We start from the raw sequence: 12,461 nt of genomic DNA, 5'->3' as shown, positions 1-12,461 counted from the left end.
TTGTTGGGTGAAGCACGGCGCAGTACAGCGTTTGTTTGGGGTGTTGTTGTGCACGCATAAGGGAGTGCGTACATGTGCGCACGCGGCAAAGCCCAGCGCATCGCTTTGGTTGAATCTGTTCGAATGGGCGGAATCGTTTCTCCAAAACCCGGCTGACTCATGCCGCGGCTTCTCCCGTTGGAAGACGTGCCCAATGGGACGGATTGCGGTGCGTGGAAGGCAGCAGGATCGCTGCGCTTCTCGCTTCAACCTCGATCACTCACTGGTGGCAGAGGATTGCGCCTCGCATCAGTTCGATCAGCGAACCGGTGGTTCCATCCGCGAAAAAGCTGCGTCTGAATCTAGTTGGGAGCCGGTGCTCCGCACGTACGTGAGGGCGCACGGGAATCACGTAGGCAGGGCGCCGCCCCAAAGGAAGCGATAGCCAGCAGCTGCGTAAAGGTCAGTGCAGCACAGCTGACACTTGGCAGGCAGTGCTTCCTGTACGGGGCTTTGCTCGTACCCACGCGCTTGAGGGGGAGAGGTGGCTCAACTTTTTAGTTCGGTGCCGAATCGAATCCAGAGTCGGATCTGTATCGCTAACGCGACAAGCCGAAGTGCCGCCTGTCTATGTTAGAAAGCACGGCACAACGCAGACTCCTCGGCCTTACCTCACTCTGCGTCTGCGTCTGCGTCTGCGTCTGCGGCTGTGCAGGAGCAGGCTGCCCTTCCGGACGCGGCGGCACCACGCGCGGGAAGCCTGGCGGCATTGGCTGGGTTGCCGGTGGCACGGTAGGCGCGGGTAATGGTTCGGTCGGCGGCGGTGCGGTCACTGCTGCGTCGGGGCGCAGCTTCAACAGCGCGGCCCAGTCGCGGCGGTTGAAGTCGCACAACTCCTCGTGTGCCGGTGTGCACTCGCGCGCCGCGCCCAGGCTGTCCTCGTTTTCGCTCTCGCCCTGGCTGGCGTCGGTCTGCGGCGTGGGCAGTACCACGCGGCCGGCGCGATCCAGCGGCATCTTGCGCATCATCACGGTGTTGAAGACGTTGCCGCCGATCAGGTAGAGCGTGCGATCGCCCCCGACATTGGCCGCCACCACCACGTCGCAATGCGACTTCCACGGCATCGGCGCGCTGCCGCCCAGTGCGGCCCGCAAGCCGGCATAGCCGAGCGAAACATCGCGCCCGCGCAGCAGGCACAGCATGTCGCCAGGTGCGGGTTTTTCCACGGCCGGGTCAGTGAATTGATATGGGCCGGTGGCCCCGTCGTGATAGGCGCTGCGGATGTAGTCCAGGTGACGCGCGGAGCGGCGAAAGCCACTGACGCCGGCTTGCGTCATCACCCACGAAATGAAGGCGGCCGACCAAGGGTTGTCGACTAGGAACGCGCGGCAATCACTGGCGGTGTAGCGGCTTCCGTCGAGGGCGGCACAGCTGGACGCGCCCGCGCTGCCCCCCATCGAGGCGAGCGTGCCGCTATCGCGCCAGTAGCCGGCCACACGTTGCCAGGCGATCATGCCGTCGTCGGCGAGCGAGGCGGACTCTGCCTCGGTCACGCCCAGGCTGGCGAGCTTGCCTTTGCTGTCGATAAAAGGGCGCTGCCACAGTCGGTGCTCGTTGCAGGCGCTGCGCACGATGGCGATGGCGGCCGGGCTGGTGCCGAAGCGCGGAGGGATATCACACACTTCCGCTGCGGCGGCAGTGCCGCCCCAGCCTGCCAGCAGCAGGCAGATCCATGGCCAAGGTTTTGCAGTCATTACCGATTCCGCATAGAACACTGCGCGCAGGCTGACAGAGCTGCCTGCGGACAGGCGTGAAATCAGTAAGGCGCCGGCCCCAGTTTGAGCGACAGATCCACCGCCTGCACATGCTTGGTCAGGCCGCCAATGGAAATGCAATCCACGCCGTCCTGCGCAATGGCGCGAATGCCGGCCAGATCCACACTGCCGGAGACTTCCAGCGGGATACGTTGTGCTGGCGGCAAGGCGGCCACGATCTGCACGGCGGCGCGCCGCATTGCCGGGTCGAAATCATCGATGAGAATGCGTGTGCACCCCACCTGCAGTGCCTCGTGCAGCTGCTCCAGCGTTTCCACCTCCACCACCAGCGGCAACTGTGGTTGCTGCGCACGTGCGGCGTGCACGGCGGCGCTCAGCGAGCCCGCCGCACGGATGTGGTTTTCCTTCAGCATCACGGTGTCGAACAGGCCGATGCGGTGGTTGTCGCCGCCGCCGCAGCGCACCGCGTATTTCTGTGCGGCGCGCAGGCCGGGCAGGGTCTTGCGGGTGTCCAGGATGCGTGCACCGGTGCCGGCCACCGCTGCGACGTAGGCCGCGGTGGTGGTGGCCGTGGCAGAAAGTGTCTGCAGGAAGTTGAGCGATGTGCGTTCGGCGCTGACCAGGCTGCGGCTGCGGCCGTGCAGGGTGGCCAGCACGGTGCCAGCGCCGACGCGGTCGCCTTCCTGGATACGCCATGCGATCTGCACCTGCGGATCCAGCGCGCGGTGCGTGGCGTCGAACCAAGGCCGCCCGGCGATCACCGCGTCCTGCTTGCACAGCAGATAGGCGGTATCCGGCGCGTCGGGCAGCAGTGCGGCGGTGACATCGCCGCTGCCGATGTCTTCGGCCAGCGCGCGCGCCACGTCTGCCTGCACCAGCGCATCGGCTGGCGCGACAGGTGCGGTGGTGGTCATGGCCGAACTCACTTCTCGGGGAAGTCGGCGATCTGGCCCGGGTTGATGGCTTCTTCGGCCAGCAGCACCGGGATGCCATCGTCGACGCGGAAGATCTGTTTGCGGTCGCGGGTGATCAGGGCCTCGCGCAGCGGTTGGTCCTGCACGGCGCCGTCGACGCGTTGCAAGGTGCCGGCGGCGATGGCGCGGTTGAGTGCTTCCAGGCCCTTGCCATCGAGCAGCGAGAGCGGCTGGCGGGTGTCTGGGGAGCACAGCAGGTCGAGTAGTTTGCGATCCATCGAAGTCTTGTCTTGCGCGGAAGATGGCTAGAATACGTCTTTACCGCAGGGCAGGGCCATGACCTCCAACCACTCCGCGCCGCTGGTCGGCATCGTGATGGGTTCCCGTTCGGACTGGGACACCATGCAACACGCAGCTCAGAAGCTCGATGCACTGGGCGTGCCGTACGAGGTCAAGGTGGTCTCGGCACACCGCACGCCGGATGTACTGTTCACCTACGCCGAACAGGCAGGCGAGCGCGGCCTGCGCGCGATCATCGCCGGCGCTGGCGGTGCGGCGCATCTGCCCGGCATGCTGGCGGCCAAGACCGCAGTGCCGGTGCTGGGCGTGCCGGTGCAGTCCAAGGCGCTCAATGGCATGGATTCATTGCTGTCGATGGTGCAGATGCCGGCCGGTATCCCGGTGGCCACGTTTGCGATCGGCAATGCCGGCGCCGCCAATGCGGCGTTGTTTGCAGCCGCGATGCTGGCGCCGGAGCAGCCGCAGATCGGTCAGGCATTGGCGCAGTTCCGCGCCAAGCAGACCGACGATGTGATGGCCAGCGACGACCCGCGCCAATGACCACGGTCGGCATCCTGGGCGGCGGCCAATTGGCGCGCATGCTGGTGTTGGCCGGTGCGCCGCTGGGGCTGCGGTTTGCCGCGTTCGATCCGGCAGCCGACGCCTGCGCAGGGCAGGTAGGGCCGTTGCAGGTGGGCGCATTCGACGACGCAGCCGCACTGGCTGCCTTCGCCGCGCAGGTGGACGTGCTCACCTTCGATTTCGAGAACGTACCGGCCGCCAGCGCGCAGCAGTTGGCGACGCAAGTGCCGGTGTTCCCCAACCCGGCCGCACTGGCCATCGCGCAAGACCGGCTCAGCGAAAAAACCTTATTCCGCGAATTGGGTATTCCAGTACCCGAATTTGCCGCCATCGATGACCGTGCCGGCCTGGATGCCGCATTGGCGCGCATCGGGGCGCCGTGCGTGCTCAAGACGCGACGCTTCGGCTACGACGGCAAGGGGCAGTTCCGGATCAAGACGCTTGCCGACGCCGATGCTGCGTGGGATGCGTTGGGTGCGCAGGCGGCCACGGTTGGCCTGATCGTGGAAGCCTTCGTGCCGTTCGAGCGCGAAGTCAGCGTGGTCGCTGTGCGTGGCCGCGATGGCGAGTTTCGTGCCTGGCCATTGACCGAAAACTGGCATGTGGATGGTGTGCTCTCGGCCAGCCTGGCGCCTGCCAGCGTAGACGCCGGGTTGCAAGAGGCGGCTGAAGCGCATGCGCGTGCGCTTGCCGAACGCCTGGATTATGTCGGCGTGTTTGCATTGGAGTTGTTCGTGCGCGACGGCACCCTGCTGGCCAACGAAATGGCGCCGCGCGTGCACAACTCCGGGCACTGGACCATCGAAGGCGCAGAGACTTCGCAGTTCGAAAACCACGTGCGTGCCGTGCTGGGCTTGCCGCTCGGAAGCACTGCCATGCGTGGCCATGCCTGCATGCTGAACTGGCTGGGCGCCATGCCCGATGCGGTGGCCTTCCTGGCAGTGCCTGGTGGGCATTGGCACGATTACGGCAAGCAGGCGCGTGACGGGCGCAAGGTGGGGCACGCCACGGTGCGCGCCGATACGCCGGCGCTATTGGCCCAACTGCTGGGCGACGTTGGTCAGGCTTTGCAGCGCGATGCGCAGACGGCGCCGGTTGTGGCGCGGTTGGCGCCTTAGCGTGCGCGTGGCGCTGCAAGCGGTGCAGCGCCGCTAAGTCTTGATTGGGGTTTCAACTGCATGCTGCGTCCTTGAAGAGTGAATGCAACTTCAAGGGCGCGCTGCATGTTGCGTCAGCGCTAACGCGGTGGCATCGCCTGGCGCGTTGGTGCCCCAGGGCTGGTTGAGCGAGCAGCACGCGGCGCAAGACACGCCACTCCGACGCTGCACTTCTCAGCATGCGCCAAAGCGCATCAGCGCAGACGGCTGGCCACAAAGTCCCAATTGATCAGTTTCCAGAAGGCATCCAGGTACTGCGCGCGGTCCTGCTGGTGATCCAGATAGTAGGCGTGTTCCCACAGATCGCAGGCGAGCAGTGCGGTGTCCGGGCCGGTCAGCGGCGTGGAGGCATTCGGAGTAGCCACCACGGCCAATCTGCCATCCGGGCGCTGCACTAGCCACACCCAGCCCGACCCCACCGTGCCGAGCGCGATGCGGTTGAATTCCTGCTTGAAGTGCACGAAGTCGCCGAACGATGCCGCGATGCTGTCGGCCAGCCGGCCCAGGGGTTCGCCGCCGCCGCGCGGGCGCAGGCACTGCCAGTAGAAATTATGGTTCCACACTTGCGCGGCAAGCTGGAACAACGTGCCCTGCGCCTGCGCGATGATCTCTTCCAGCATCAGCTCGGCGAACTCGCTGCCTTCGATGCGCGCATTGAGCCGTTCGACCTCGCTGCGGTGACATACGCCATGGTGGGCGTCCACTGTCGCAGCCGACAGATGTGGCTCCAGGGCGGCGCGGGAGTAGGGCAGAGCAAGGTGTTCGATCGGCATGGTGTTCGGGGCAGCGAAGGGAGTCCGGCGAGAGGGCGCGTTGAAGGCTTACAATGCGCGCCTTTGCGGAAGTCTATCCGACCCGGCGGTCGGGCCTGCCGCTCCCAGTCAGGAGAGTTCAATGCCGGTGATGGAACGGATCCAGGCCGAAGTCGAGCAGCACCCGATCGTGCTGTTCATGAAAGGCACCCCGCAATTCCCGATGTGCGGTTTTTCCAGCCGCGCCGTGCAGGCCCTGGTGGCTGCGGGCGCCGACCAGTTGCGCACCGTCAACGTGCTCGAAGAACCTGAAATTCGCGCCAATCTGCCACGGTATTCGAACTGGCCGACCTTCCCGCAGCTCTTCATCCACGGTGAGCTGATCGGTGGCTGCGACATCACCATGGAGCTGTTCGAAGCAGGCGAGCTCAAGCGCATCGTCAGTGAGGCCTACCAGCCGTGAGCACCACGCAGGCAGCCGCTGCAGCGGCGCTGGCCGGGCGGGTCGTACTGATCACCGGCGCCGCCGGCGGGTTGGGCGCCGCGGCCGCGCAGGCCTGCGTACAGGCGGGTGCCACGGTGGTGTTGCTGGGCCGCAAGCTGCGCCCGCTCGAGCGGGTCTATGACGCGCTGACCGGGCAGGGCGCAGCGCCATTGCTGTACCCGCTGGATCTGGCCGGCGCGACGCCGGACGACTATGCCGCGCTCGCACAGCGGCTGCAGTCCGAGTTGGGTGGGCTGAGTGGCGTGCTGCATTGCGCCGCCGATTTTGCCGGGCTCACGCCGGCTGAGCTGGCATCGCCCGCGGAGTTTGCACGCAGCATCCATGTCAACCTGACCGCACGTGCCTGGCTCACCCAGGCCTGCCTGCCGCTGCTGCGCCAGCAAGAGGATGCGGCGCTGGTGTTCGTCGTGGATGATCCCGCGCGTGTCGGCCAGGCCTACTGGGGCGCATACGGCGCTGCACAGCATGCGCAACGTGGCTTGATTGCCAGCCTGCACCATGAAACGGCCGCCGGTCCGGTCCGCGTCAGCGGGTTGCAGCCAGGGCCGATGCGCACCGCCTTGCGCGCACGTGCATTCACGCATCAGGAAGACAGCGACGCGCTGGATCCCGCGCGCTACGCGGCTGCCTGCGTCACCTTGTTGTCCATGGCGGGCGCCTCGCACCGCGGTGCGATCTGGAGCCCCCCCGCATGACCATTCTGTCGGCAGCGCTGCTGCTGTTCCTGATCCTCGACCCGCTCGGCAACATCCCGGTGTTTCTCAGCGTGCTCAAGCCGCTGCCGCCGAAGCGCCAGCGCTTCGTGCTCGCGCGCGAGTTGCTGATCGCCCTGTTCGTGCTGATGGCGTTTCTATGGGGCGGCAAGTACGCGCTGGAGTTGATGCATCTGCGGCAGGAATCGGTGGCGATCGCCGGCGGCATCGTGCTGTTCCTGATCGGCATCCGCATGATCTTCCCGCGCCCCGAAGGCCTGATGGGCGAGATTCCCGACGGCGAGCCCTTCATCGTGCCGCTGGCGATCCCGCTGGTGGCCGGCCCGTCCGGCATGGCCGCAGTGATGCTGATGGGCAGCAACGAACCCACCCGGTTATGGGATTGGAGCCTGGCGTTAATGATCGCCTGGATCGGCGCCTCCACGATCCTGGCCTCGGCCCCGCTGCTGTACAAACTGCTCGGTCATCGCGCATTGACCGCAATCGAGCGCCTGATGGGCATGTTGCTGGTGGCCATTTCGGTACAGATGTTCCTGGATGGCCTGGGCACGTATTTCAAGCTGCCGGTATCGATCTGATGTTTCGCCGCCGCTGCTGGTGTTGATCTGGCTTCCGGTGGCCTAGCTGGCTTGACCCTGGCGCAGCTGCGCAAGGGGAGGGGTGGCCCCAAGCGATGACTTGGTGGCATGACGTTCGATGCCATTGCCGAGTCCGAGACGTCCATCCCACATGCCGTGGGACTTTGCGCACCTTGGCGTTTCCGCCTTCACATGCGAAGTTCATGTTGCAGTGCGCGAAGTTTGTCACGCCGCCGTCACAATCAGGCCTTAGCGTGTTAATCTGTTGTTAACCGTTGCGGCAGCAACCAGCCGCGCGGCAAGGGACCCCAGATCATCGGCAGCCCACCCCCGGGAACGGTTGGGCTGACTGCGCCTTTTTGTCACTGCCCAACCTGTATCGAGGCTACCGAAATGACCCACCCCCGTTGTCTCCGCATGTCCAAGCTCACGCTTGGTCTCGTTGCTGCACTCGCCGCCGCCCCCGTGTTCGCACAGAGCACCTCCGCCGGCGTCGCTGGCCTGGTCACCAGCAGCGGCGGTCAGCCGGTGCCGAATGCCGAAGTCACGATCACCCACGTCGAATCGGGCACCGTCAGCCGCGCCACCACCGATGCCAGCGGACGCTACAACGCGCGCGGCCTGCGTGTGGGCGGCCCGTACACCATCACCATCACCAAGTCGGGTGAGGGCACCAAGACCGAAGAAGGCGTTTTCCTGAACTTGAATCAGGTCAACAGCGTGGATGCGGCTCTGGGTGGCGACGTGACCACGCTCGGTGCAGTGCAGGCCATTGGCGGCGACTACGGCTCGGCGCTGTTCAGCGCCAATAAAATGGGTACCGGCACCAACGTGACCCGCGAGCAGATCGAATCGCTGCCGTCGATTAACCGCAACTTGCAGGACTACGTGCGCCTGGATCCCCGCGTGGCGCAGACCGACAAGGCGCGCAACGAGATTTCGGTGGGCGGCCAGAACCCACGCTTCAACCTGATCCGCGTCGACGGCATCAGCACCAACGATGCGTTCGGCCTCGAATCCAATGGTTTGCCCACACCACGTCAGCCGTTCTCGATGGACGTCATCGACGAAATTTCGGTCGATGTCGCCAATTACGACGTGACCATTACCGGCGCAACCGGCGGTGTGATCAATGCGGTCACCAAGTCCGGTACCAATGAATTTCACGGTTCGGTGTATGGCACCTATCGCGACAACGATTGGTCGGGCAAGAACCAGAACGATATCCGCCCTCAGCTGTTCGATGACGAGACCACCTATGGCCTTACCCTGGGCGGACCGGTCATCAAGGACAAATTGTTCTTCTTCGCCAACTACGAAAAGTACAAGGGCAAGGGCGTATTTACCGGAGCCTCTGGCTACGGTCCGATCGGTTCTGGCGAGAGCAATATCGTTCAAATCCCGCAGTCGGATATCGACCGTATCATCGACATTTCGCGCAATGTCTACGGCTTTGACCCCGGCACGCTCGCGCTGCCTGCGCTGGATTCCGAGTCGGAAGAAAAGGGCTTCAAGCTCGACTGGAATATCTCCGACAAGCACCGTGCCTCTTTCCGTTATGGCGAGAGCGAGCAGAGCACTGCCAACCTCAACGGGTTTGGCAACCAGGCGCTGTCGTTGAATTCGTTTCACTACGTGCGCGATTTCAGCCTCAAAACCTATACCGCGCAGTTGTTCAGTGATTGGACCGACACCTTCTCGACGGAAGCCAAGGTCTCGTACCGTGATTACTCGGCGGTGCGTACGGCCGCTTCGCAGTTGCCGGCCGTCGCTGTGCGTATCGGTAACAACACGGTCAACCTGGGCACCGAGCAGAGCACCCAGGCCAACGAGCTGCGTACCGAAACGTGGAATGCCTTCTTCGCGGGCACGTTGTTCTTGAATGACCACACCGTCAAGTTTGGCTTCGACTACGAAGATAACGATCTTTTCAACCTGTTCGGACAGCGCGTCTTCGGTTCGTACACCTTCAACTCCATTGCCGACTACGCGGCGAATCGCCCGCTGAACTATCGCTACTCGCGGTCCAATACCGGAAACATCGACGATGTCGCTGCGGACTGGGGCATGCGGAACGTCGGTGTGTTCCTGCAGGACACATGGGCCGTCAATAACAATCTGACCCTGACGTTTGGTGTGCGTTACGACGAGCCGATGGTCAAGAACAGCCCTGCCTACAATGCGGCGGCTTCAACAATCTTCGGCTTCCGTAATGACCAGACCATCGACGGTAATGGTCTGTTCGAGCCGCGCTTCGGCTTCAACTACACGTTCGACAGCGATCGTCCCACCCAGCTGCGTGGTGGCGTCGGCCTCTTCCAGGGTGCTGCCGCAACGGTATGGCTCTCGAACCCGTACTCGAACACTGGCTTGGCATACACGGATTACAACTTCTCCAGCCAAGCGTTGGTGAATTCCAACGGTATTCGCTTCACCCCTGACATCAATAACCAGCCAATCGGAAACGGGTCGGTGAATGGTGCAACGCAGTCTGTCGATTTCGTCGACAGCAAGCTGGGTCAGCCGTCGGTATGGAAGGCCAACCTGGCGTTTGACACCGAGCTGCCCTGGTACGGCATCGTGGCGTCTGCGGAAGCAGTGGTGACTCAGGTCAACGAGGCGATCTACTACCAGCAGCTAAATCTGGGTAACACCACCCGAGTGGGCCAGGATGGTCGTAATCTTTACTGGAATACCCAGGGTCTGAATCCCGCTTGCTGGATGGCCGATGGTCGTAACCCGACAGGTACGGGCGCTCCAGCTGCGTGTGTGCGTGGCACCGGCTCCTTGGTCGATGCGCGCGGCTCGCGCAATCCGAACTACAACGACGCCATCATCGCGCGTCCAACTGACAAGGGTGGTAGCGAGAGCTTCACCGTCGGTCTGAACAAGCCCTTCAATGGCGGTGACTGGTCCTGGGGTCTGTATTACACCTATACCGATGCCGATGAAGTCAGTGGTCTGACCAGCTCGACCTCGGGCTCGCAGTTGGGCAACAACGCGGTTTTCCAGGCTAACGAAAACGTTGCTTCGACCGCAGCGTATGAAATCAAGAACAGCATCCTGGGTACCTTGAACTGGAAGCATGCGTTCTTTGGCGACTACGAGACCAAGCTTGGCCTGATTTACCAGGGCCGCAATGGTCGTCCGTACAGCTACGCCTTCGATAACGACGCCAATGGCGATGGTCGCCTGAACGACTTGCTGTACATCCCGGCAGGTCGCGGCGATGTGTTGTTTGGTTCTGCTGGAGAAGAGCAGGCATTCTGGAACTACATTGAAGGCAATGAGTATCTGGCTGCCCGTCGTGGCCAGGTTGCCGAACGTAATGGCGCACGTAATTCCTGGATCAACCAGTTCGATCTGCATATCGAGCAGGAGATTCCCGGCTTCTTCAAGGGCAACAAGGCTTCTGTGTGGCTCGACGTCATGAATGTCGGCAACCTGCTCAACAAGAAATGGGGCCAGGTCGAGGAGTATGGCTTCCCGGGTATGCGTGGTGTCGTGGAATACGGCGGCATTGATGCAGCCAGTGGCAAGTACGTGTATCGATTCAACACGCCGGATCAGGCCACGGTGTATGACGATCGCGGCATCTCCCGCTGGGCCCTGCAGCTGGGCTTCCGCTACCAGTTCTAATCTGGCCAGCGTGTTGCATGTTGCAAAAACGGCCGGGTTCTCCCGGCCGTTTTCTTTTGGGCGGGTGAGTACGCTAAAGTCCTGCGCAGACGACAGGAGCAAGCTATGGAACTCAGCAGTACGGCAGCACGGGCGCTGCCGGTAGTGGATGCGCGGATCTATCCGCGTGGTGGCCTGGATGTGCTGTCCAAGGCAGAAGTGGCGCGGTTGCGTGATGCATCCAGTGGTGGCATGCATGAGCTGTTGCGCCGGTGTGCGCTGGCGGTGTTGACCAGTGGTAGTGCATCCGACGACCCGCGTGCCGCGCGTGACCTGTACCCGGATTTCGACATCCAGGTGAATCAGCAGGATCGCGGTATACGTATCGATTTGATCAACGCGCCGGCCATGGCCTTCGTGGATGGCGAGATCATCCGCGGCGTGGCCGAGCTGTTGTTCGCCGTGGTGCGCGATTTGGCCTACATGGCCATCGAGCTCGAAGCGCAGCGTGCGGACCTGGATACCAGCGAAGGCATCACCAATGCCGTGTTCGGCCAGCTGCGCAACGCCCGCATCCTGCAGCCGTCCGACCCGAATCTGGTCGTGTGCTGGGGTGGCCATTCCATCTCGCGCGACGAATACCTCTACACCAAACAGGTGGGCTACGAGCTCGGCCTGCGTGGCCTGGACATCTGCACCGGCTGCGGCCCGGGGGCGATGAAGGGCCCGATGAAGGGCGCCACCATTGCGCACGCCAAACAGCGCAAGCACCACACGCGCTATATCGGCGTCACCGAGCCGGGCATCATCGCCGCCGAGTCACCGAACCCGATCGTGAATCACTTGGTGATCATGCCGGACATCGAAAAGCGCTTGGAGGCGTTCGTCCGCATTGGTCACGGCATCCTGGTCTTCCCGGGTGGCGTCGGTACCGCCGAGGAGATCCTGTACCTGCTCGGCATCCTGCTGCGGGAGGAGAACGCCGACCTGCCGTTCCCGCTAATCCTGACCGGGCCAACCATCGCCGCGCCGTACTTCGCCCAGATCGACCGGTTTATCCGCCTGACCCTCGGTGAATCTGTCGCATCGCGCTACGAGATCATCGTCGGCGACCCGGTCGCGGTGGCGCGCCGCATGGCCGAAGGCATTCACGAGGTGCGCGCGCACCGCAAGGACCAGAAAGACTCGTACTACTTCAATTGGTCGGTGCACATCCCGCTTGAGTACCAGCAGCCGTTCGTGCCCAGCCATGAAGCCATGGCTGCGCTGGACCTGCACCACGGCCGCCCGGCGCCAGAGCTTGCGGCCGACCTGCGCCGCGCCTTCTCCGGCATCGTCGCCGGCAACGTCAAGGAGGACGGCATGCGCCGTATCGAGGAGTTCGGCCCGTTCGAGATCCATGGCGACCCGCAAATCATGCAGGCCCTGGACGAACTGCTACGCGGCTTCGTCGAACAGCGCCGGATGAAGATCTCGGGGGATTACCGGCCTTGTTATCGGGTAGTGACCTAAGCCGGCTAACGATTCAGGAGCTGGCTGAGACGTTCGTCGGGCCAGTTCCGCCGCTCATCTGCGGCTCATTGCGTCCGGTAGCCCGCTTGACGATGAT

At 63.5% G+C, this 12,461-nt stretch carries 10 protein-coding genes and 1 pseudogene; 7 read left to right on the top strand and 4 right to left on the bottom strand.

Annotated elements, in window-relative coordinates:
* Positions 1–680: 680 nt before the first annotated feature.
* The 3 genes and pseudogenes from QRM89_RS11610 to QRM89_RS11600 all read right to left on the bottom strand — a co-directional run.
* A pseudogene (locus tag QRM89_RS11610) lies at positions 681–1,733 on the bottom strand (DUF2272 domain-containing protein); the annotation flags it as partial.
* Positions 1,734–1,795: 62 nt separating this feature from the next.
* Entirely contained in the window at positions 1,796–2,668 is an 873-nt protein-coding gene (gene nadC, locus QRM89_RS11605; protein WP_116921702.1) for a carboxylating nicotinate-nucleotide diphosphorylase, read from the bottom strand.
* 8 nt (positions 2,669–2,676) lie between these two features.
* Positions 2,677–2,946, bottom strand: a complete 270-nt coding sequence (locus tag QRM89_RS11600) for a Trm112 family protein (RefSeq protein ID WP_228431802.1) — start codon at positions 2,944–2,946, stop codon at positions 2,677–2,679.
* A 58-nt stretch (positions 2,947–3,004) separates the two neighbouring features.
* Here QRM89_RS11600 and purE point away from each other — a divergent pair, with 58 nt between their 5' ends.
* Complete coding sequence (purE, locus tag QRM89_RS11595; RefSeq protein WP_285448069.1) at positions 3,005–3,508, top strand: 5-(carboxyamino)imidazole ribonucleotide mutase; 504 nt, start codon at positions 3,005–3,007, stop codon at positions 3,506–3,508.
* Positions 3,505–4,647: a 5-(carboxyamino)imidazole ribonucleotide synthase gene (locus QRM89_RS11590; RefSeq protein ID WP_285448068.1), complete on the top strand. Its 1,143-nt coding sequence runs from the start codon at positions 3,505–3,507 to the stop codon at positions 4,645–4,647. The genes purE and QRM89_RS11590 overlap by 4 nt, the downstream gene beginning before the upstream one ends.
* A gap of 233 nt (positions 4,648–4,880) precedes the next feature.
* Here QRM89_RS11590 and QRM89_RS11585 read toward each other — a convergent pair whose 3' ends face one another.
* Positions 4,881–5,459, bottom strand: a complete 579-nt coding sequence (locus tag QRM89_RS11585) for a Fe-Mn family superoxide dismutase (RefSeq protein WP_012437975.1) — start codon at positions 5,457–5,459, stop codon at positions 4,881–4,883.
* Between the two features lie 121 nt (positions 5,460–5,580).
* Between QRM89_RS11585 and grxD the strand changes: the two genes are divergently transcribed.
* The 5 genes from grxD to ppnN all read left to right on the top strand — a co-directional run bounded on the left by grxD (position 5,581) and on the right by ppnN (position 12,364).
* On the top strand, positions 5,581–5,901 hold the full coding sequence (gene grxD, locus QRM89_RS11580; RefSeq protein ID WP_011037633.1) for a Grx4 family monothiol glutaredoxin: 321 nt from the start codon (positions 5,581–5,583) through the stop codon (positions 5,899–5,901).
* Positions 5,898–6,638, top strand: coding sequence for an SDR family NAD(P)-dependent oxidoreductase (locus tag QRM89_RS11575; RefSeq protein WP_285448067.1), 741 nt, complete (start codon positions 5,898–5,900; stop codon positions 6,636–6,638). The genes grxD and QRM89_RS11575 overlap by 4 nt, the downstream gene beginning before the upstream one ends.
* Positions 6,635–7,234 (top strand): YhgN family NAAT transporter, encoded by a 600-nt coding sequence (locus QRM89_RS11570; protein ID WP_006450537.1) that lies wholly within the window; start codon positions 6,635–6,637, stop codon positions 7,232–7,234. Before QRM89_RS11575 ends, QRM89_RS11570 begins: the two co-directional genes overlap by 4 nt.
* 393 nt (positions 7,235–7,627) lie before the next feature.
* Complete coding sequence (locus tag QRM89_RS11565) at positions 7,628–10,873, top strand: TonB-dependent receptor (protein ID WP_076054700.1); 3,246 nt, start codon at positions 7,628–7,630, stop codon at positions 10,871–10,873.
* Positions 10,874–10,978: 105 nt separating this feature from the next.
* Complete coding sequence (gene ppnN, locus QRM89_RS11560) at positions 10,979–12,364, top strand: nucleotide 5'-monophosphate nucleosidase PpnN (RefSeq protein WP_115005828.1); 1,386 nt, start codon at positions 10,979–10,981, stop codon at positions 12,362–12,364.
* Positions 12,365–12,461: the final 97 nt, after the last annotated feature.

Source organism: Xanthomonas sp. LMC-A-07 (assembly GCF_030208825.1).
Classification (GTDB): domain Bacteria; phylum Pseudomonadota; class Gammaproteobacteria; order Xanthomonadales; family Xanthomonadaceae; genus Xanthomonas; species Xanthomonas campestris.
This window is presented reverse-complemented; position numbering and strand designations above follow the sequence as displayed.